Source organism: Kaistella treverensis (genome assembly GCF_900114045.1).
Classification (GTDB): domain Bacteria; phylum Bacteroidota; class Bacteroidia; order Flavobacteriales; family Weeksellaceae; genus Kaistella; species Kaistella treverensis.
Genome location: NZ_FORQ01000001.1, coordinates 15,251 through 34,121, shown reverse-complemented (window position 1 = coordinate 34,121; position 18,871 = coordinate 15,251). Strand labels below are relative to the sequence as shown.

General features: G+C 40.1%; 23 protein-coding genes and 1 tRNA gene. 6 read left to right on the top strand and 18 right to left on the bottom strand.

Annotated features, from left to right (window positions below; genetic code table 11):
• The first annotated feature begins 38 nt into the window (after positions 1–38).
• Entirely contained in the window at positions 39–692 is a 654-nt protein-coding gene (locus BMZ55_RS00210) for a ComF family protein (protein WP_089817616.1), read from the top strand.
• Between the two features lie 73 nt (positions 693–765).
• On the opposite strand, the gene upp is transcribed toward BMZ55_RS00210, so the two are convergent.
• The 6 genes from upp to BMZ55_RS00180 all read right to left on the bottom strand — a co-directional run bounded on the left by upp (position 766) and on the right by BMZ55_RS00180 (position 6,259).
• Positions 766–1,416, bottom strand: a complete 651-nt coding sequence (upp, locus tag BMZ55_RS00205) for a uracil phosphoribosyltransferase (RefSeq protein WP_039345591.1) — start codon at positions 1,414–1,416, stop codon at positions 766–768.
• A 282-nt stretch (positions 1,417–1,698) separates the two neighbouring features.
• The gene (der, locus tag BMZ55_RS00200; protein WP_089817614.1) at positions 1,699–3,006 is read right to left on the bottom strand and encodes a ribosome biogenesis GTPase Der; all 1,308 of its coding nucleotides are present in this window, start codon (positions 3,004–3,006) and stop codon (positions 1,699–1,701) included.
• A 152-nt stretch (positions 3,007–3,158) separates the two neighbouring features.
• Positions 3,159–4,466 carry a UDP-N-acetylglucosamine 1-carboxyvinyltransferase gene (murA, locus tag BMZ55_RS00195; RefSeq protein WP_089817612.1) on the bottom strand — a complete coding sequence of 436 codons (1,308 nt, stop codon included), beginning with the start codon at positions 4,464–4,466 and terminating at the stop codon, positions 3,159–3,161.
• A gap of 2 nt (positions 4,467–4,468) precedes the next feature.
• Entirely contained in the window at positions 4,469–5,131 is a 663-nt protein-coding gene (locus BMZ55_RS00190) for a DUF4290 domain-containing protein (protein ID WP_089817609.1), read from the bottom strand.
• 220 nt (positions 5,132–5,351) lie between these two features.
• Positions 5,352–5,762 (bottom strand): thiol-disulfide oxidoreductase DCC family protein, encoded by a 411-nt coding sequence (locus BMZ55_RS00185; RefSeq protein WP_089817607.1) that lies wholly within the window; start codon positions 5,760–5,762, stop codon positions 5,352–5,354.
• Complete coding sequence (locus tag BMZ55_RS00180; protein ID WP_089819321.1) at positions 5,762–6,259, bottom strand: heme-binding domain-containing protein; 498 nt, start codon at positions 6,257–6,259, stop codon at positions 5,762–5,764. Before BMZ55_RS00180 ends, BMZ55_RS00185 begins: the two co-directional genes overlap by 1 nt.
• A 236-nt stretch (positions 6,260–6,495) precedes the next feature.
• Here BMZ55_RS00180 and BMZ55_RS00175 point away from each other — a divergent pair, with 236 nt between their 5' ends.
• The 3 genes from BMZ55_RS00175 to BMZ55_RS00165 are packed head-to-tail and all read left to right on the top strand — an operon-like array spanning position 6,496 to position 7,699.
• Positions 6,496–7,131: a peroxiredoxin gene (locus BMZ55_RS00175; protein ID WP_039345605.1), complete on the top strand. Its 636-nt coding sequence runs from the start codon at positions 6,496–6,498 to the stop codon at positions 7,129–7,131.
• A gap of 11 nt (positions 7,132–7,142) precedes the next feature.
• Positions 7,143–7,451 carry a thioredoxin family protein gene (locus tag BMZ55_RS00170; protein WP_089817606.1) on the top strand — a complete coding sequence of 103 codons (309 nt, stop codon included), beginning with the start codon at positions 7,143–7,145 and terminating at the stop codon, positions 7,449–7,451.
• Positions 7,451–7,699 (top strand): DUF6952 family protein, encoded by a 249-nt coding sequence (locus BMZ55_RS00165; RefSeq protein WP_089817604.1) that lies wholly within the window; start codon positions 7,451–7,453, stop codon positions 7,697–7,699. Before BMZ55_RS00170 ends, BMZ55_RS00165 begins: the two co-directional genes overlap by 1 nt.
• Before the next feature lie 59 nt (positions 7,700–7,758).
• Here the strand turns inward: BMZ55_RS00165 and BMZ55_RS11295 are convergent, their stop codons facing one another.
• The 3 genes from BMZ55_RS11295 to uvrA all read right to left on the bottom strand — a co-directional run bounded on the left by BMZ55_RS11295 (position 7,759) and on the right by uvrA (position 11,673).
• On the bottom strand, positions 7,759–8,235 hold the full coding sequence (locus tag BMZ55_RS11295; protein WP_177179764.1) for a hypothetical protein: 477 nt from the start codon (positions 8,233–8,235) through the stop codon (positions 7,759–7,761).
• Between the two features lie 76 nt (positions 8,236–8,311).
• Positions 8,312–8,812, bottom strand: a complete 501-nt coding sequence (locus BMZ55_RS00155) for a GNAT family N-acetyltransferase (protein WP_089817602.1) — start codon at positions 8,810–8,812, stop codon at positions 8,312–8,314.
• Between the two features lie 29 nt (positions 8,813–8,841).
• Positions 8,842–11,673, bottom strand: a complete 2,832-nt coding sequence (uvrA, locus tag BMZ55_RS00150; protein ID WP_089817600.1) for an excinuclease ABC subunit UvrA — start codon at positions 11,671–11,673, stop codon at positions 8,842–8,844.
• A 425-nt stretch (positions 11,674–12,098) separates the two neighbouring features.
• On the opposite strand from uvrA, the gene BMZ55_RS00145 reads away from it, so the two are divergent.
• Positions 12,099–12,773, top strand: coding sequence for a YceI family protein (locus BMZ55_RS00145; protein WP_089817598.1), 675 nt, complete (start codon positions 12,099–12,101; stop codon positions 12,771–12,773).
• A gap of 119 nt (positions 12,774–12,892) precedes the next feature.
• On the opposite strand, the gene BMZ55_RS00140 is transcribed toward BMZ55_RS00145, so the two are convergent.
• The 8 genes from BMZ55_RS00140 to BMZ55_RS00105 all read right to left on the bottom strand — a co-directional run bounded on the left by BMZ55_RS00140 (position 12,893) and on the right by BMZ55_RS00105 (position 17,838).
• Positions 12,893–12,966 (bottom strand) — tRNA-Ala (locus tag BMZ55_RS00140).
• Between the two features lie 55 nt (positions 12,967–13,021).
• On the bottom strand, positions 13,022–13,837 hold the full coding sequence (locus BMZ55_RS00135; protein ID WP_089817596.1) for a class I SAM-dependent methyltransferase: 816 nt from the start codon (positions 13,835–13,837) through the stop codon (positions 13,022–13,024).
• A gap of 43 nt (positions 13,838–13,880) precedes the next feature.
• Positions 13,881–15,230, bottom strand: coding sequence for a histidine--tRNA ligase (gene hisS, locus BMZ55_RS00130; protein WP_089817593.1), 1,350 nt, complete (start codon positions 15,228–15,230; stop codon positions 13,881–13,883).
• An 89-nt stretch (positions 15,231–15,319) separates the two neighbouring features.
• Complete coding sequence (locus tag BMZ55_RS11380) at positions 15,320–15,595, bottom strand: GNAT family N-acetyltransferase (protein WP_262493331.1); 276 nt, start codon at positions 15,593–15,595, stop codon at positions 15,320–15,322.
• A gap of 3 nt (positions 15,596–15,598) precedes the next feature.
• Positions 15,599–15,802: a GNAT family N-acetyltransferase gene (locus BMZ55_RS11375; protein WP_233701852.1), complete on the bottom strand. Its 204-nt coding sequence runs from the start codon at positions 15,800–15,802 to the stop codon at positions 15,599–15,601.
• A 206-nt stretch (positions 15,803–16,008) separates the two neighbouring features.
• Entirely contained in the window at positions 16,009–16,461 is a 453-nt protein-coding gene (locus BMZ55_RS00120) for an HRDC domain-containing protein (protein WP_233701851.1), read from the bottom strand.
• A 63-nt stretch (positions 16,462–16,524) separates the two neighbouring features.
• The gene (locus BMZ55_RS00115; protein WP_089819319.1) at positions 16,525–16,854 is read right to left on the bottom strand and encodes a single-stranded DNA-binding protein; all 330 of its coding nucleotides are present in this window, start codon (positions 16,852–16,854) and stop codon (positions 16,525–16,527) included.
• 378 nt (positions 16,855–17,232) lie between these two features.
• On the bottom strand, positions 17,233–17,838 hold the full coding sequence (locus BMZ55_RS00105) for a hypothetical protein (protein WP_089817587.1): 606 nt from the start codon (positions 17,836–17,838) through the stop codon (positions 17,233–17,235).
• A 163-nt stretch (positions 17,839–18,001) separates the two neighbouring features.
• On the opposite strand from BMZ55_RS00105, the gene rpsO reads away from it, so the two are divergent.
• The gene (gene rpsO, locus BMZ55_RS00100; RefSeq protein WP_039346238.1) at positions 18,002–18,271 is read left to right on the top strand and encodes a 30S ribosomal protein S15; all 270 of its coding nucleotides are present in this window, start codon (positions 18,002–18,004) and stop codon (positions 18,269–18,271) included.
• A 129-nt stretch (positions 18,272–18,400) separates the two neighbouring features.
• On the opposite strand, the gene BMZ55_RS00095 is transcribed toward rpsO, so the two are convergent.
• Positions 18,401–18,643, bottom strand: coding sequence for a GlsB/YeaQ/YmgE family stress response membrane protein (locus tag BMZ55_RS00095; RefSeq protein ID WP_039346237.1), 243 nt, complete (start codon positions 18,641–18,643; stop codon positions 18,401–18,403).
• Positions 18,644–18,871: the final 228 nt, after the last annotated feature.

Sequence of the window (18,871 nt, the reverse complement as noted above, 5' to 3'; positions counted from 1 at the left end):
TCTATCTAAAATGGTAACTTTCACTAAATTAGCATGATATGTATTTGGTGGATCTGCTTTTCCCGAACCGCTGTCTGGAATGCAACCGCATTATTCCTGCGGATGAAGTTGTTTGCGCGGCGTGTTTTGAGCAAATAAATTTTACACATCACCGGTTTTCAGTAAATAATCCATTAGCAGATAAATGCCGGCTTTTGTTTCCGGTTGAAAAGGCTTTTGCTCTGATGCAGTTTGAGGAAGAAAGCACGAGCCAGAAAATAATTCACCAACTGAAATATGGTAAACGTGAAAAAATCGGTGAAATTCTTGCTAAATGGACTTTAGAAAAAGCAGATTTTTCGACCTTTAAGCCCGATATTTTTGCGACTGTGCCGCTGCATCCGAAAAAGCTGAAAGAACGCGGTTATAACCAGCTGCATCTTTTCGCCGATACTTTGTCCAAAGAATTGAATATTCCGTGCGACCACAATCTGATTAAAAGAAATTTTTACAAAAAAGCACAGGCGCAGAAAAACCGCGAAGAACGGATGTTTAAAGAAAATCTATTTTCTGTAAACAAAGAAATTTCACATCAACATGTTTTGCTGATCGATGATGTTTTCACCACCGGAAACACCATGAGCGCCGTGGCGTGGGAAATTTTAAAAGCTGGAAATAATAAAGTTAGTGTTTTGGTAATGGCGGTGGATTAATCCTGATGCGAGATTGGGTAATTTGAGAATTAACAAATTTCCGCATCGGCACATTTTCAAATTAGCACATCAACTAGCGCTGGAGTTTTTCACCGTAAGACAGATCTCCTGCATCCCCCAAACCTGGAGTGATATAACCTTTCGAAGTAAGTTTTTCATCAATGACACCAACCCAGATTTTTGCATGCGGATATTCTTTTTGAATTGTTTCTACTCCTTGTCTTGACGCGATAGCTGCTACAATATGAAGCTGAGTTGGCTTTCCGTGATTCAGCAAATCCTTGATGGCTTCAATTAAGCTAGCGCCTGTGGCGAGCATCGGATCTGCAACGATGAGCGGTCGACCGTCGATGTTTGGGCAAGTTAAATAATCCTGTTTTATAGAAAAATAATCGTTGGCGTCGTGTTTTCGGTAAGCCGCTACGAAACCGCAATCTGCTTTATCGAGGTAATTCAGAATTCCCTGAAAAAGAGGGACACCAGCCCGTAAAATCGTGGTGATTACAGGTTGTACTGCAACTTCTTTTGAAATTATTTTATCTAATGGCGTGGTGATTTCAATTTCCTTTTGTTCTAGATCTTTACTGATTTCAAATGCGGCAATTTCCCCGATTCTTTCCATATTGCGGCGAAATCTCATGCGGTCATTTTGCAGCTCCACATTTCGGAGCTCGTTAATCCAGGTATTGACCAAAGAAAATTGGTGCGATAAAACTGTAACCATTCCTTATTTTTAGGCGGTAAAGGTCGGGAATTTTTAATTAAATCAGAGCCAGAAAATTTTCTATGGTGAAAATTTTGGCTGTTAGATGGGCATATTTTTCGAAAACAGGAAAATCTTTCTTCTAGCCCCGATTGCAGCGGCATCCTTTTGCGAAACGAAGTGCAGCAAAAGATACAGCGGAAAGCGGGTTACCAAATAAAAAAAGAAGCAACTATCTTGTTGCTTCTTTTTAAATTCTACTTTAGCCGGTAAATGAACAAATCGACTGATCATCACATCAAATTATTTTTGTCTGAAATAAATCTCAATCGGTACGCCGGTGAAACCAAAATGTTTCCGAAGTTGGTTTTCAGTAAACCTTTTGTAGGCTTCTTTTACGTACTGCGGCAGGTTGCAGAAAAATACAAACTGCGGACTTGGCGTTGGAAGCTGTACGCAATATTTTATTTTCACGTACTTTCCTTTCAAAGCTGGCGGCGGCGTAGCTTCGAAAACGGGAAGCATTACCTCGTTCAGTTTTGAAGTTTTGATTTTTTTTGCACGGTTTTCATAAACTTCCATTGCAACTTCTACAGCTTTCAGGATTCTCTGCTTGGTTAAAGCGGAGATAAAAAGCACCGGAATATCGGTAAACTGCCCGATTTTTTCTTTGATTTTTGCTTCGAAATCTCGTGTTGTATTGGTGTCTTTTTCTACCAAATCCCATTTATTAACCACGATAACGATACCTTTTCTGTTTTTCTGTGCCAAACCGAAAATGTTCATATCCTGAGATTCCCAACCTAAGGTCGCGTCCACCATGATGATTACGACATCAGAATACTCAATTGAACGAACGGAACGCATGACAGAATAAAATTCAAGATCTTCTTTTACTTTGGCTTTACGGCGCATTCCTGCGGTATCAACCAAAACAAATTCGTAACCGAATTTGTTGTATAAGGTCTGAATGGAATCGCGTGTCGTTCCTGCAACATCGGTAACAATATTTCTTTCAACATCCAACAATGCGTTGGTTAAAGTTGATTTCCCCACATTCGGGCGGCCGGCGATTGTAATCTTCGGCAAACCTTCGAACGGATCTTTGTATTCGTCTGTAGGAAAATCCTTTACGATATCATCGAGAAGTTCTCCGGTTCCCGAACCTGTAGCTGATGACAAAGTGTAATATTTATCAATTCCGAGCTGGTAAAATTCAGTAGCGGCAAGTTCTTCTTTTGCAGAATCTGCTTTATTTATTACGATGTACACCGGTTTATTTGCGCGGCGTAACATTTCGTAGATTTCCTGATCAGTGTCCGTTAAACCTTCGTGAACGTTCAGCATAAAAATAATTGAAGTGGCTTCATCTACAGCCAATTCAACTTGCTTGGTGATTTCTCCTTGAAAAACATCTTCGGAATTAACTTCGTAACCGCCGGTATCAATAACGGTGAATTCTACACCATTCCAGTCGGATTTCCCGTAGTGACGGTCGCGCGTTACGCCCGAAGTGGCATCTACAATAGCTTCTCTTCTTTCGAGAAAACGGTTAAAAAGGGTGGATTTCCCAACATTGGGACGGCCAACTATGGCGACAATGTTCGACATAAAATTTTGTTTAATAATGACATTATTAATGGGTTACTCGAACTTTTCGAGCCCAAAAATTTTTGCAAAGATAAGTTTTTTTGACGGTTTACTTTGGTAACGAAAAACGCCCAGAAAAATTCGGGGCGTTTTGACCATTTTTTTTGGTTTTACTAAATCCTTTCAATATCGGCGCCAAGCGCTTTTAATCTTCCGTCGATGTTTTCGTAACCGCGGTCAATCTGTTCGATATTCTGGATTATTGAAGTTCCTTCCGCGCTTAAAGCCGCAATAAGCAAAGCATTTCCGGCACGGATATCCGGGGAGACCAACGTTGTTCCGCGCAGCGGATATTCATGATTTAAACCGACAACCGTAGCTCTGTGTGGATCACACAAAATAATCTGTGCACCCATATCTATGATTTTATCTACGAAGAAGAGGCGCGATTCAAACATCTTCTGATGTACCAGTACCGTTCCTTTCGCCTGAGTTGCTACGACTAAAATAATCGAAAGCAAATCCGGTGTAAATCCGGGCCACGGTGCATCTGAAATGGTTAAAATTGAACCGTCGATGAACTTCTGAATTTTATAGTTTTCTTGCGCAGGAACGAAAATATCGTCACCGCGTCTTTCAAGCTGAATTCCTAATTTCCGGAAAGTGTTCGGGATAACGCCCAGCTCATTCCAGTTTACATTTTTAATGGTGATTTCAGATTTGGTCATCGCTGCCAAACCAATCCAGGAACCGATTTCCACCATATCCGGTAGCATCGTGTGTTCCGTTCCGTATAGAATATCAACACCTTCTATGGTCAATAAGTTCGAGCCAATCCCGCTGATTTTTGCGCCCATGCGGTTCAGCATTTTACAAAGTTGCTGCAGATAAGGCTCACACGCCGCGTTGTAAATCTGGGTAGTTCCCTGCGCTAAAACTGCCGCCATAATAATATTTGCAGTTCCGGTAACCGAAGCTTCCTCAAGCAAAATATAGGTTCCGTGCAGCGCCTCAGCTTTCAGCGAATAATATTGCTGTTTTTCGTCGTAATGAAATTTCGCACCCAGTTCTACCAAACCCTGGAAATGCGTATCCAAACGGCGGCGCCCAATTTTATCACCGCCCGGCGTTGGCATATATGCCTCGCCATAACGCGCAAGCATCGGACCTAAAAGCATAATTGAGCCGCGAAGCCGCGCGCCGTCCTGCTTAAATTCCGGAGACTTTATATAATCAAAATTTACAGCATCTGCCTGAAAAGAATAATCGCCGTGTGCATTTTTGGTAATTTTCACGCCAAAATCGCCCAAAATTTCAATAAGTCTGTTTACATCGTGGATATCCGCAATATTTTTTACGCGAACCACATCATCGGTAAGTAAAACCGCGCATAAAATCTGTAATGCTTCATTTTTCGCTCCCTGTGGCGTTATTTCCCCGTGCAGCTTTTTTCCTCCTTTAATTTGAAAACTTCCGCTCATTCTTACTTCCGGTTTTTATTGTTTTGAAAATTTCTACGCTTATTCTGGCCGTTCTGGCTGTTTTGGTTGCTTTGATTATTTTTACCGTTGTTGGGTCTGTTTGTACGGCTTGTCGCGTAATAAATCTTGCTTTTCTCCAAAGAATCAAGCACTGTAAGATCCAGTCGGTTTCCAGAAAGATCTTTCAAATGGCGGAAAATAACATCATCCTGCACGTGCTCTTTGTTGTACACGTTGTAGGATTTCTTCATATTATTGGCAATTACCTGGATCAAAGCGTCTTTTTCTTCACCCGCTTCCAGTTCAATTGCTTTATCGATTAACTGTAAAATGCTTTTACCATAAAATTTAAATTCTCCCTGTAAAACCGGGTAATCCATGCGTTTTGGCTTTACTTTCATTTCTTCCGCGGTTGGTATATGGTATGGTGAATCTACATCCAAGTCATAGCTTGCCAGGATAAATAAATGGTCCCAAAGTTTGTGCTTGTAATTTTCTTCGTCGCGCAGTTGCGGGTTGCGCTGCCCCATGAAATCTACAATCGCCACTGCCATTTCATTTCGCTCTTCTCTATTTTCAATCTCTTTACAGCGTTCGACGAGCTGCTGTATAATTCGGCCGTATTCTGGCATCTGCAATAGCGTTTTCTGTGTATTATATTCCATGGGCGCAAAGATATGAATTTGTAAAGTTTTTTGGTTTGGGAAAGCGATATATTTTGGGCGTGCCCCTTGCCGGGCTCGGCAGCCACACGGGTCGGTCTTCGGCTCCAATCTTTGTTTTTAGCGCGGCGGCTGCGCCGCCGCGCTAAAAACAAAGAATTTCCGCCTTCGCCCTCACGCGGGAGCGCGTCTGCTATTGGAAATTTGCAAAAACTTGCCTGTTTTACCCGATAAATTTCTTGCGCTCTTCCGGCGTGGGAATTTCACAGGCCTGTGTTGCGAGTTTTTTTCGGTTTTCTGCAACGCGGTCGTAAAGAAAATCGGTGATTCCGGTTGGTAAAAATCTCAGCACTGATATAAACTGATAAATTCCGCCTAAAACCTCGGAAATTTTAAAAACTGCATGCGATTTCCTTAAGTAATATTCATCTGGTTTCCAAAGATAAAGAGTGTCGAGATCGGTCAATTCCAGATTTCTTTCACTTAAAAACTTCTGGCCAAATTCACCCTGTAGAGCAGCAAATAAAAACAGGTCTTTGTCATCACGTTTTAAAATCCAGTGAACCCAGAAATTACAGAATCCGCATTCACCGTCGTAAAAAACATAATATTTGGTAGCATCTGTGTTTGTCATTATTGTATTTTAAATTCTGATTTTTCAACCTGCGTCGGCAGCGTGTTCATCAGGCGTGTTTCTTCTGCAAGCGTTTTAAAATAGTGAATCAGTTCCTGTTTTTCCGCCGCCGTAAATTTAGCTTCGGGATGCAGAATAATATAAGAATCCAACGGCATTTCGTTTTTTTCGATCAGTTCCGCGGCTTCCTGCATTTTTTTGAGTTCTCTTTTCAGTGGATATGTTGCGAAGGTGGAGAAGTTTAATTCCTTTCTGCCTTCTTCAATATGATCCTGCAGAAACCACGCCATTGGTTGGATGTTGGAATACCACGGATATTTCGACTCATTGCTGTGGCAGTCGTAGCAACCATTTCTAATTAAATTTGCCGTTTTTTCGGGAGTTTTTTTAATATTTAAAAAATCCATTTGTGGCGTCGGTGCCGGGTTGTTTTTGTCAATCGGAAAAAACTGAATGAGGATAAAAGCAACCAGCAGAATAACAAGAATCTTTTTCACGGTAAGTTTTTGATACGTGAATTTACTCAATATTTTTTTAATACCATTTAAAACCACCGGCAAATAGCTGACATTTCTCAGTTTGGTTGACCTTTTCAGCGAAAATTGATAAATTAGCTGCTAAACGGACCAATTTTTCGATATTTCAACATTATAGATTTTATAAATCAAAATTGATTTTCTAATTGATAAAAACGGTGTACTTTTGCACCTGTAAATAACAAACAATATATATTATGTCATTAGTAGGAAAAAAATTCCCGAACGTTACCATCGATGCAATGTCTGAAATGGGTGACGATTTAAGAATCAACGTATTCGAAGAAGCAGTAAATAACCAACAGAAAGTGCTTTTGTTCTGGTATCCAAAGGATTTTACTTTTGTGTGCCCGACAGAACTTCACGCTTTTCAGGAAGCTTTAGGCGAATTCGAAAAAAGAAACACCAAAGTTATCGGTGCTTCATGTGACACCAACGAAGTTCACTTCGCGTGGTTGAACACTTCAAAAGACAACGGCGGCATCGAAGGCGTTACTTACCCTATTTTAGCAGATACACACCGTCAGTTGGCAAATATTTTAGGAATCGTAGATCAGGATTTTGATTATGATGAAGAAGGTAACGAATCTTTCACAGGTTCCAACGTAACTTACAGAGCGACTTACCTTATCGACGAAACCGGAAAAATCTTCCACGAAGCGGTAAACGATATGCCACTTGGAAGAAACGTAAAAGAATTTTTAAGATTAATCGATGCTTACGCGCACGTGCAGAAACATGGTGAAGTTTGCCCTGCAAACTGGGAAGAAGGTAAAGATGCAATGCAGGCGAACAGAAAATCCACAGCGGAATATTTAGCATCACAAAATTAAAAAAAAGCATTATGTACACAGAATTAGCAGAAGACACTTTGCAGCAGATTGTTGCAGATAATGAAAAAGTTGTAGTACAATACGGCGCTACCTGGTGCGGAAACTGCAGAATCATGAAGCCGAAATTCAAAAAATTAGCTTCTGAAAACGAGGAAATTCCGTTTTTATATGTAGATGCCGAAAAATTGCCGGAAAGCCGGAAATTAGCAAAAGTTGATAATTTACCTACGTTTGCCATTTTCAAAAATGGTGAGTTGGTAAATCAGGTTCAGTCTAACCAGGCTGAAAGTTTAAATAATCTTTTTAAAGTATTAAATTAATGAAACTCCCAATTATCAGACAGTTCTATCAAACGCAGACTCCCGAAAACCTGGAAAAAACTTTAGAAGTTTTGGAAGCTTTTTCGGAATTCCGCGGAGCTTCTGAAGAAGATTTAAACGTCGTGGGCGAATTGATTACCAATATCTGCGGCGCGCTCGAAGTTCACGCTGATGTTGCAAAAGGAACAGCAGAACGCGATGCTTTAAATGCATTTGCCCAAAAAGTTCTGGGTTCCATTGACAAATAGATCAGAATTTAATTTCACAAAAAAAAGCGGGTTTAACCCGCTTTTTTTATGTTTTAGAACTATTTTCTTTTGTGGTTTTTCTTACCTTTATTACCTTTCGCTTTTTTGTAAGCGTGGTCGTTATCGTTTCCCCAGTTGTCGTACTGTTTAGCCCGCTTTTTTTGCTGACCTTTTGCATAATCTGTCGCCTGACCACCGTAGATTTTTTTTGCCTGCCCTGGAGGCAAATTTTGACGATTTTTATTGTTTGGGTAATAAACGGTATTATTACCTCCGCTTAATATTCCCGGATTTCCGGTGACATCACCCGTACGGATAACGCGGCCGTTTTGGTATACATTTCCGCTTCTGTCACGGTACACTTCACCTCTTCTGTACACCGCACCGTCATTAGCACGGTACACAGTTCCGTTCGTTCCGTTAGTTGGATATTTGTTGTTCGGGTAATTGTTGCCGTAGGCGTCATTTTGCGTTCCACAAGAAGATAAAGCCAATGCTAGACCAGAACCGATAATTATATTAAATAAATTTTTCATTTTAATTGTTTTGATTTAAAACCTTACTTTCAATGTTAGTGCCAAACTTTTTAAGAAAAATTATACCTGCTGAAAATCAATCAGTTCCAACAACAGCGCTACGGCGTTCCAGCAACACTACATCGCGCCACCTGCCGTTCAACTGTCCTAACCGTTCGCGCCTGCCCACCACGCGGAAACCCAGCTTTTCGTGAATGGCAATGCTGGCTTCATTTTCCGGAAAAATTCCCGCCTGTAAGGTCCAAAATTTCTGTTCTTCGCTGTCGAGAACTAATTTTTTCAGCAAGAGTTTTCCCAAACCTTTCCCCTGCACCGAGCCGTCGAGGTAAATACTCACTTCCGCCACGCCTTTAAAACATGCGCGGTCGCTCACGGGCAAAAGCGCGCACCAACCAACGGTTTCATTAGCTTCATTTTCAAGTACAAAACGACAAACTTTCAGGTATTTAGAATCCCAAGCTTCCCATGATGGTGCTGCTTTTTCGTAGGTGGCATTCCCACCATCGATGCCCTGCTGATAAATATCGATGATTTTCGGAGCGTCCTCCTCTTGCATGATGCGGATTTCGTAGTTCATTTTTTTCGGTGCTTTAAAGGCAAAATTTTTCAGTTTAACTCTTTTTTTAAAAACTTCGCAGTAAGTGATTTTTTTGATTTTGCCACTTCTTCGGGAGTTCCTTTCGCAATTATTTCACCGCCGTGTTTTCCGCCTTCCGGACCGATATCGATGATATGATCCGCAAGTTTGATAACATCCATATTATGCTCGATAATGATGAAGGAATTTCCGAGGTCTACGAGTTTATTGATGGCATCCATCAACACTTTTACGTCTTCGAAATGAAGTCCAGTGGTAGGTTCATCTAAAATATAAAGCGTGTTGCCAGTTTGTCTCTTCGAAAGTTCTGTGGCTAGTTTAATACGTTGTGCTTCACCGCCGCTTAAAGTAGTTGATTGCTGACCAAGTGTAATATAACCAAGACCAACATCCTGCATGGTTTTCACTTTGGAATAAATCTTTGGAATCGGCTGGAAAAAATCTGTCGCTTCGTTAATGGTCATTTCCAAAACATCGGAAATAGATTTTCCTTTATAGCGGACTTCCAGCGTTTCGCGGTTAAATCGTTTGCCATTGCAGGTTTCACAGTGAACATATACATCAGGCAGAAAGTTCATTTCAATCACTTTCAAACCACCACCCTGACAAGTTTCGCATCTACCGCCTTTTACATTAAATGAAAATCTTCCCGCTTTATATGCCCGAATTTTAGATTCCGGCAGTTCTGCAAAAAGATTTCTGATGTCTGTAAACATTCCGCTATATGTTGCCGGATTTGAGCGCGGAGTGCGCCCAATTGGCGTTTGGTCAACATCTACAATCTTGTCGATGTTATCAATCCCTTCAAATTTTTTGTATGGCAAAGGTTCCTGAACGCTGCGGTAAAAATGCTGGTTCAGAATCGGATATAAAGTTCCGTTAATCAGCGAAGATTTTCCGCTTCCTGAAATTCCGGTTACGACAACCAGCTTGCCAAGCGGAATTTCTAAGTTGACATTTTTCAGGTTATTTCCGGTTGCACCTTTTAAAATTAAAGATTTTCCGTTGCCTTCGCGCCTTTTTTCCGGAATTTCTATTTTGCGTTTTCCGGTGATATAATCCGCAGTAATGGTGTCGGCTTTCAGCAAATCTTCAGGTTTTCCCTGCCATAAAATTTCACCACCGAATTTTCCGGCGCGAGGTCCGATGTCCAAAACCTCATCAGCTTCCATGATCATATCTTTGTCATGTTCAACAACAATCACAGAATTTCCGATGTTACGTAAGTTTTTTAGCGAGTTAATAAGTCTTTCGTTATCGCGCTGATGTAAACCGATGGAAGGTTCATCTAAAATATAAAGTACATTTACGAGCTGAGAACCTATTTGCGTCGCAAGACGGATGCGCTGAGATTCACCGCCGGATAAGGTGCGCGAACTTCGGCTTAAACTCAGATATTCAAGGCCGACATCCAAAAGAAACTGCAAGCGCGTTTTAATTTCCTTCAGAATTTCGTGCGCGATAATTTTATTGTTTTTGCTGAATTTATCTTCAACATTAATGAGCCATTCTTTCAAATCGGAAAGCGAAAGCGCGTTGATCTCCGCAATGTTCTTACCGTCAATTTTAAAGCTTAAACTTGATGGTTGCAAACGCGTGCCGTGACATTCGGGGCAGGTTTCTTCGGTGGTGAAGTGGCGCTCGAGCAAGATCGCATCATAACTTTCTTTATCATCGATCATGTCGTTGATCAAAGAAATCAAACCATCGAAATTGACCTTTATTTTCTTGTTGATTCCGGCGTATTTCAAATCTTTGTTGAATTCCTTGTGGCAGCCGTTGTAAATATAATCCAGTGCTTCCGCCGGAATATCTTTAATAGATGTCGCAAGCGAAAGACCGAAAATTTCCAGAATATTTTTAATTTGTCCCAAAATCCATTTGTTGGACTTGATGTCTTCCAACGGCAATAAGCCACCCTGGTTAATAGAAAGTTTCGGATTATCAACAAAATAATCGGTGTTTACTTTTTTTACGGTCCCCAGACCTTTGCAATACGGGCAACTTCCTTTTGGTGAATTGAAGGAAAAGGTGTTTGGTTCCGGCAAGGCTAAGGAATGCCCGGTTTCCGCGTCCATTAAATTTTTCGAGAAATATTCGATGTTTTGCGTGTCCAGTTTTTGAATCCCGACAATACCATCGCCCATTTGAAGCGCGGTTTTCAGGGATTTTTCCATGCGGTTTTCGGAAGCGCTTTCGCCGATGATCCAACGGTCGATAACGATATCAATATCGTGGGTTTTATAACGGTCGAGCTTCAAATCGTATTCAATATCCTGAATTTCACCATCAATTCTTGCTTGTCCGTAGCCTTTTTTCGCCATCTGCACGAAAAGTTCGTGATAATGACCTTTTCGGGAACGTACAACCGGCGCCAAAAGCATGACTTTTTCGCCTTTATAATTGGTTTTTATGGCTTCTAAAATCTGCTCTTCGGTATAGCTAACAAGCTGCTGACCAGAAGTCAGGGAATACGCATCGGACACGCGCGCGAAAAGTAAACGTAAAAAGTCGTATAATTCTGTAACCGTGCCGACTGTAGAGCGCGGATTTTTATTGGTTGTTTTCTGCTCAATGGCAATAACGGGCGAAAGTCCGTCTATTTTATCGACATCAGGCCTTTCCAAACCGCCGAGAAACTGCCGCGCGTAGGCGGAAAAAGTCTCGATATAGCGGCGCTGACCTTCCGCGAAAATGGTATCAAAAGCGAGTGAAGATTTTCCGCTGCCGGAAAGTCCGGTAATCACAACGAGTTCGTTACGTGGAATTTTAACGTCGATGTTTTTTAAATTATGTTCACGGGCGCCGTAAACTTCTATATATTCTTTGCTTTCTTTCATTTATGTGCTGAAATTTCAATTTTCAGAGTTTGCAAAAATACGGAAAAATTGCGGCATAAGAAATTGGCTTTGACGCTTTTGAAATTAATGAATAAAGAATTATTAATTATTAAAATGAAAAAATTTGCTGTTTTAGCGGCGAATTTTTATAGACCACAAAACTGAAAAATTAGGTGTTTTAGCAGGCAATTTTTGTGGGAAGGAAAATTTTGAAATGGCGGAAAATTTGGGAGGTGGGATGCGCCCCGACCTGAGTGGAGCTCTTTTTGCGAGGAGGAACGACGAGCAAAAAAGCGGGAACGGAGGGCGGATAAAGGCGCCCAAATAAAAACAACCACCAAAAGCGTTTCTTAACATAGGTCAAGTCGCAGCCGCCCGAGCCGCCGTACTTTTGCACTATAAAACAAAACAAAAAATTTAGATCAATGAAAAAAGTAACAATCTTAGCACTTTCAGCATTTTTATTTGCAGTGTCTTGTACCGAAGCAAAAGCTGACCAGGTAACCACTGCAACCGAACAAACTGTAGCGGAAACCACAGGACAAACCTTCGCAGTAGACACTAACGCCAGCACGGTAAACTGGACTGCAACGCACAAAGGTGGCCTGAACCCAAGATACGGAACTACGGAAGCGTCCGGAACTTTGGCATTCGAAAACGGACAGTTGACTGCCGGAAGTTTGGTTTCTGACATCAACAGTCTGGTAACAAGCCCGGAATCTGTAGACCCAGCAATGAGCGACGGTAAAACTTCTGCAGACCTTGACGCACACCTGAAAAGTGCAGATTTCTTCGATGTTGAAAAACACCCAAGCGTAAAATTCGACATTACAAAAGTTGAAGATTTAGCTGCCGGAACTGAAACTAAAACTGTTGGCGCAAATAAAACGGTAAGCGGAAACCTGACCATTAAAGGTAAAACCGTGAACGTAACTTTCCCGGCGAAAGTTGTGGTTACAGAAAATCAGGCAAGTTTAGAGTCTAAATTCACCATCAACAGAGAAGATTGGGGATTGGCTTACGGCGCTGAAGGCGACCCGAAAGACTGGATGATTTCGCAAGGTGTTGACCTGGAGCTAAACATCGTAGGTAAAAAATAAGATTTTCTTATAGAAATAATTAAAGCCGCAATTATTGCGGCTTTTTTTCATGTGTTTCTTAGTGTTTCACAGAAAACAAAAACGCCGCAAACATATATTTGTGGCGTTCTTGAAAATTGTGGAGGATATCGGGATCGAACCGACCACCTTTAGACTGCCAGTCTAACGCTCTAGCCAGATGAGCTAATCCCCCAATGTTCCGAATTTTTCTTGCATAAAAATTCAGATTGCAATGATACAAATTTTTGTTATTCTAAAACAAGATTCTGCGTTATATTTTTCTGCGCGACCAAAGAAAATACAAGAGGAACTTTATTCCCAAATGGCGGAATCTGATATTTCCCTTTTTCCACCTCCTCAATATGGGAAAAACACGGATACGGCGACCAATTGTATTCCTGAAACGAGAGTAGTTTCAGATTTTCGTCCAAGAGACTGGTAAGCACTTCCGAGGTTGAATGATTCCAGCCTACTTCTTCTTCTACAATATCCGCATCACGGTCTGCATAAGTTCCCGATTTGGTTTCGATGATTTGCTCATCGTTGAAATAGCTGTATTTAATATATTTAAAATCGTCATCGAACATCCAGACAAACGGATGAAATTCTACAAAAACGAATTTTCCGCCCGGTTTCAAAAAATGAGAAATGACCTGCGCCCATTTTTGTAAATCAGGCAACCAGCCAATGGTGCCGTAGGTTGCAAACACGATGTCGAATTTCTGAGGTAAAATGTCCGGCAAATTATAGACGTCAGAAACTAAAAAATTGGTATCGGTGCCGCATTTTTCTGCTAAGTCAATCGCGGCGTCGATGGCTTTATCTGACAAATCGATGCCGGTAACCTTGGCGCCGAGGCGTGAAAGCGATATGGAATCCTGACCGAAATGGCACTGAAGATGCAGAATATCTTTGCCTTCAACATCACCTAAAAGGTCGAGTTCAATTGAATTTAAGGAAGTTCTGCCCTGCAGAAATTCTTCCAGAAAGTAGAAATCTGATTTTAAATGTGCGTCAACTTTTGCGTTCCACAATTTCCGGTTGATATCGAGGTAATTTTCCATTGCTTGTAAAATTTAAAAATAGCAATTAAAATGGAAATCATTTTTATTGCAGAAACTCATCAACCGATTTGGTGATTTGCTCGCCGGTTTCGAGGTTTTTAATGGTAATATTTCCGTCGGAAATTTCCTGTTCACCAAAGAAAACCAAATTTGGGATTCCCTTTTTTTCGGCATAAATGAACTGTTTTTTCAGTTTTGCCGATTCCGGATAAAGCTCTGCGGAAATGCCTTTCTGGTGAAGTTTAGCAATAATTTTCATGGCTGCTAAAGATTCTTTTTCACCATAATTGGCAAACAGAAATTCCACTTTTTTTGCCGATTCTTCCGGGAATAAATTGAGTTCTTCCATCACCAGATAAATTCGGTCCAAACCAAATGAAACACCGATTCCAGGAATATTTTTCACACCGAAAACTTCGGTTAAATTATCGTAACGACCGCCACCGCCGATAGAACCCATCGCAACATCAAGCGCCTTGACTTCGAAAATTGCGCCGGTATAATAATCAAGACCGCGCGCTAAAGTAATATCGAATTTCAAAGTTTCTTCGGAAATTCCAAGTTCGAAAGAGTTCTTCAAGACAAATTCAAGCTCTTCCACTCCACTCGTTCCGATATCATTTCCCTGAAATTTCTCTTTTAGCTGAGCTAAATTTTCAAGCGCATTTTCGCTTTGGTTAAATAAAAAGTCGAGCTTTTCAATAGATTCATCAGAAATGTTTTTTTCTAAAAGTTCTTTCACCACGCCGTCTTTTCCGATTTTATCCAGTTTATCCAGCGCGACGGTAAAATCTATTAACTGGTCTGAAATGCCCGCAAATTCTGCAAGACCGGAAAGGATTTTCCGGTTGTTAAGGTGAAGTGCAATTTTCAAATTTAAGTCTGCAAATGATTTTAGATACAGCTGCACCAATTCCACTTCCTGCCATAAGCTCACGCTACCTACAACGTCGGCGTCGCACTGGTAAAATTCGCGAAAGCGCCCTTTTTGCGGACGATCAGCGCGCCAAACCGGTTGAATTTGGTAACGCTTAAAAGGGAAATTCAGCTGCCCATGATTCATTGCGACGTAACGCGCAAACGGAACCGTAAGATCGTAACGAAGTGCTTTTTCGGAGATTTGCGCAGTCAGTGTCTGAGAATTTTTCGCCGTCCAGTCTTCATCTTTAGTTTTCGAAGCGTAATCGCCGGAATTCAGAATTTTAAAAATCAAGCGGTCGCCTTCCTCACCATATTTTCCAGTTAAAGTTGACAGATTTTCGAAACTTGGCGTTTCTAATGGCTGAAAACCAAACAGTTCAAAATTTTTCTGTAAAATATTGATAATGAATTTTCTGCGGTACACTTCTTCTGCGGAAAAATCACGCGTTCCTTTGGCTAAACTGGGCTTCATATTTTTGGGCTGAATTTTATGTTTTTTATTGACGGCAAGGTCAAATTAAAAGTAAGTCCGCAAAAATACAAAATTATTGCGCCAAGTACCTAAAGCTCCTTCAGCATCCAGAGGTTGCAGCCGCTGTGTCCGGAGTTGCCCAATGGTTTTTCGAGATAGCGAAAACCTTGTTTTTCGTAGATAGAAACCGCGTTGGAAAATTCAGGTAAACTTTCGATGTAAATAGATTTATAACCGGATTTTTCTGCAAATTCAATGCTTTTTTCCATCAATAATTTCCCGAGCCCTTTGCCGCGCGAATTTTTATGGAGGTAAAATTTTACCAGTTCCGCGCAATTTTCCGGTAAACCTTCGGTTGGAAAAATGCCTCAACAGCCGGAGATTTCACCATCGACTTCAGCAACAAAAAGTGCCGATTTTGGATCTGTGAACAAATCGTAAAGATTGTCGGTCATTGGATCTTCATAGACCGTTCCGGGCGTGGCGACATTGAAGTCGTGAAAGCAACTGCGGATGATTTGCGCTAAAATTTTATTATCTGATTTTTGAATTTTTCGAATTGTGATTTCCATTTTATAAAAGTAGAAAATTTTTTAGCGACAAAAAGCACAAATTTTGTGATTTTGAAATGTTGAAACTTTGAGTTAGTTTTTAACCACGGAGTACACAGAGGTTTCACGGAGGACACAAGTAAAAGAAAGCTTTTGCTTCTTTTGCGGTTCCAAGAAAGCCGGAGCAAATTTCTCCGGCTTAAAAAAAAATATATGAAGATGTGTTTTTATACCATTTCTAAAATTTCAATGATTTCCTGGCCATAATTTTCGATTTTGTGTTTTCCAAAACCTTTGATATCCCGCAGCTCCTCTTTTTTAGCGGGTTTAAACTTCGCTATCGAGAAAAGTTCTTTATTGGTGGCAATAAAATAAACCGGTAGTTTTTGATCTTTCGCTTTTTCCGACCTCCAGATTTTGAGCGAATTCAGGATTTGTATTTCATCGGCAGACAGCACCCAATCTGCATCGGCGCTGTATTTTTCCGGCTGATTTTCATTAACCAGAACTTTCAATTCTTCGAAATACAACACGACGGACCAATAACTTTCGTCATCTTTTACAAAGGCTGTTTCATATTTCAGAATATTGTTTTCTTCTAAAAAACGGTCCAGTAATTTCTGATCTGAGTAAATAAAATCCTCAGACAATCTGATTTTAAATATTTTAACTTTCATCATTTGTGTTTTTTGAAATTAATTTTTTAGCAGAGCTAAATCGAAAAAATCTGGCCTTTTAGCGGCTTATTTTCCACTGAGCAGCAACAGCTCGTCCACGCGAATTTCTGTAGTATGCCGTTTTATGCCATCTTTGTCGTCGTATGACCTGTAAACGATTTTTCCTTCCACGGCGATTTCTTTGCCCTTTTCCACATATTTTTCCATAACGTCGGCGAGCTTTCCGTTGACAACCAGGTTGTGCCATTGCGTTTCTTCTACTTTTTCGCCTACCGAGTTCGTGTAAAAATCGGTGGTGGCAAGACTTACTTTTGCCATTTTTCCCCAATCGAATTTTAGAATTTCGACTTCTTTTCCGGTGCGGCCTACGAGGCTCACTTTGTTTCTTAGTGACATGACTTTAAATTTTTTAATTAAACTTTTGAAATGAGGCTTGGTTTTTATTTCCTCAAATCTCTGGAGCAAAGATTCATCAGCGGGCAAAAATTAGCCGGTAAGGAATTATTTATTGTCGTTTGTAGTCGTTTGCATCGGATATTAAATTGAACTTCAATTGTTTACAGTTAATTTTTCGGAAGCAACAAAAATGGTATTTCCTCAGAAAAGTTTCAACCCGCTGTCCATTGCAATCTTTTTTGCCGAGGGACGGCAAAAAAGGATTTTCATTTCCATCGGGGCTAGAAGGAAAAAGTTGTATTCTTTCGGAGATTTAAAACAAAAAATTTCCCGCTAAAAGCAGGAAATTTTCTATTTTGTATCGTAATATTTCTTGAATTAAATGCGGGAAAATTGGTAGGTGGGAATTTCCAGTTGATTCAGCGTGCTCCATTCTGAATTATATTTTTTGCGAAGCTGCTTATTGATGGTTTTCAAGGCGCCAAAAGTCCCGACTTTGATGGAGTTTTCAGCGGAACCGACTAATCTTCCGCCTTTTTTGTAGGTGTCGTACGAAGTTTCAGCCAAAAGATTTCCGGTCGCGGAATAAACCTTTAAACTCACAATGACTTGGTTTGAAAAAACATATTTCCCGAAACCAACTTTAAAATATTTAACTTTCGGCACGACCGCAAAATTCGCATTGTTGTTTTCACAAAATTCAGAAATCAGCGCCGGATCAGCATCGTCAAAAGATACGTTATAATCAACACGAAGCAGCCTGTTTGCACCGCGTTTGCTGAGCTGATCGGAAAGTGCTGAAAAAAATGCGGTATAAGTAGGTTCTTTTATCTCGTCGATATCCGGAAAAACTTCAGGATTAAAATAAAGAATGTTAAAAGTTTCTGAATCTTTATTGGAGACCATGGTTTGGCCAAAAAAGCTATAGCTCGTGAGCAGTAAAAGAACTGTAAAGGAATTGCGAACTAAATAAAGATTTTTCATGGCCTTGTGTAGTGCAAAGATATTGCCACGGCTGAATATAAACAATAAATTTTTAAGATATTTTAACAAATTCCTTTAAAACACTTTAATTTTAGTTTTAAGGAACAGAAAAATAGTTGTACTTTTGCACCCGTTACATAATAATCATTAAAATAATATTGGAATGTACTTAACAACTGACAAGAAGAAAGAAATCTTCGCAAAACATGGAAAGTCTGATGCTGATACCGGCACAGCAGAAGGACAAATTGCCCTTTTTACTTACAGAATCAACCACCTTTCAGGTCACCTGAAAAAAAATCACAAAGATTACGCAACTGAGCGTTCTTTGGTACTTTTAGTAGGTAAAAGAAAAGCCCTTTTAGATTATCTGAAGAAAAAAGATATTACTAGATATAGAGCTATCATCGCAGAACTTGGATTGAGAAAATAATCTTCCGCGAAGTGAAAAAAATAAAAGCAACTTAGAAATAAGTTGCTTTTTTTGTTCTTCAGTTCGCAAATTGGAGATTCCTAAATATTTCCCGCAAAACTGTTTAATTTTTCAAAAGTGTAAACTGAGTTACACCCTACCTCTGGTAAACAGGTTAACAATCGCTAAGAGTACGATGGCACCGATGGTTCCGGTTAAAATCTCGCCAACTACGCCTTCGCCCAGTCTGCCGCCTAATAACCAATAACCAATAAATCCACCGACAATACCTACGATGATATTCCCGATTAGTCCAAGGCTGCCGCCTTTAAAAATTAATGATCCTAAATAACCTGCGATTGCTCCAATAATGAGCGTCCATAGAATTCCCATAATGTTAAATTTTTAATGTTTATAAATGTTTGATGTAAATTCCATATCCAAAGTTGTGCCGAATATTTTTCACATCTAAATTTTTCAGCTTTGGTTTTTCAGTGAAAACGCCGATTAACAGGAGATTTGCGCTTTATTTCATTTATTTTTAAAATTTATATTTTCTCGGTTTTCCATGAAATCCTTTATTTAAAATTCCGAACTATATTTTTAAATTTTACCTGCTAA

What these genes read in the sequence shown, in the direction of transcription:
- BMZ55_RS00105 (WP_089817587.1), bottom strand. Translation starts at nt 17,838, where the DNA reads ATGAAAAATCTTTATTTAGTTCGCAATTCCTTTACAGTTCTTTTACTG.
- BMZ55_RS00165 (WP_089817604.1), top strand. Translation starts at nt 7,451, where the DNA reads ATGAAACTCCCAATTATCAGACAGTTCTATCAAACGCAGACTCCCGAA.
- BMZ55_RS00115 (WP_089819319.1), bottom strand. Translation starts at nt 16,854, where the DNA reads ATGTCACTAAGAAACAAAGTGAGCCTCGTAGGCCGCACCGGAAAAGAA.
- BMZ55_RS00210 (WP_089817616.1), top strand. Translation starts at nt 39, where the DNA reads ATGTATTTGGTGGATCTGCTTTTCCCGAACCGCTGTCTGGAATGCAAC.
- uvrA (WP_089817600.1), bottom strand. Translation starts at nt 11,673, where the DNA reads ATGAAAGAAAGCAAAGAATATATAGAAGTTTACGGCGCCCGTGAACAT.
- BMZ55_RS00120 (WP_233701851.1), bottom strand. Translation starts at nt 16,461, where the DNA reads ATGATGAAAGTTAAAATATTTAAAATCAGATTGTCTGAGGATTTTATT.
- BMZ55_RS00135 (WP_089817596.1), bottom strand. Translation starts at nt 13,837, where the DNA reads ATGGAAAATTACCTCGATATCAACCGGAAATTGTGGAACGCAAAAGTT.
- BMZ55_RS00170 (WP_089817606.1), top strand. Translation starts at nt 7,143, where the DNA reads ATGTACACAGAATTAGCAGAAGACACTTTGCAGCAGATTGTTGCAGAT.
- BMZ55_RS00190 (WP_089817609.1), bottom strand. Translation starts at nt 5,131, where the DNA reads ATGGAATATAATACACAGAAAACGCTATTGCAGATGCCAGAATACGGC.
- der (WP_089817614.1), bottom strand. Translation starts at nt 3,006, where the DNA reads ATGTCGAACATTGTCGCCATAGTTGGCCGTCCCAATGTTGGGAAATCC.
- murA (WP_089817612.1), bottom strand. Translation starts at nt 4,466, where the DNA reads ATGAGCGGAAGTTTTCAAATTAAAGGAGGAAAAAAGCTGCACGGGGAA.
- BMZ55_RS00175 (WP_039345605.1), top strand. Translation starts at nt 6,496, where the DNA reads ATGTCATTAGTAGGAAAAAAATTCCCGAACGTTACCATCGATGCAATG.
- BMZ55_RS11295 (WP_177179764.1), bottom strand. Translation starts at nt 8,235, where the DNA reads ATGAAAAATTTATTTAATATAATTATCGGTTCTGGTCTAGCATTGGCT.
- upp (WP_039345591.1), bottom strand. Translation starts at nt 1,416, where the DNA reads ATGGTTACAGTTTTATCGCACCAATTTTCTTTGGTCAATACCTGGATT.
- BMZ55_RS00145 (WP_089817598.1), top strand. Translation starts at nt 12,099, where the DNA reads ATGAAAAAAGTAACAATCTTAGCACTTTCAGCATTTTTATTTGCAGTG.
- BMZ55_RS00155 (WP_089817602.1), bottom strand. Translation starts at nt 8,812, where the DNA reads ATGAACTACGAAATCCGCATCATGCAAGAGGAGGACGCTCCGAAAATC.
- hisS (WP_089817593.1), bottom strand. Translation starts at nt 15,230, where the DNA reads ATGAAGCCCAGTTTAGCCAAAGGAACGCGTGATTTTTCCGCAGAAGAA.
- BMZ55_RS00185 (WP_089817607.1), bottom strand. Translation starts at nt 5,762, where the DNA reads ATGACAAACACAGATGCTACCAAATATTATGTTTTTTACGACGGTGAA.
- BMZ55_RS11375 (WP_233701852.1), bottom strand. Translation starts at nt 15,802, where the DNA reads ATGGAAATCACAATTCGAAAAATTCAAAAATCAGATAATAAAATTTTA.
- rpsO (WP_039346238.1), top strand. Translation starts at nt 18,002, where the DNA reads ATGTACTTAACAACTGACAAGAAGAAAGAAATCTTCGCAAAACATGGA.
- BMZ55_RS00095 (WP_039346237.1), bottom strand. Translation starts at nt 18,643, where the DNA reads ATGGGAATTCTATGGACGCTCATTATTGGAGCAATCGCAGGTTATTTA.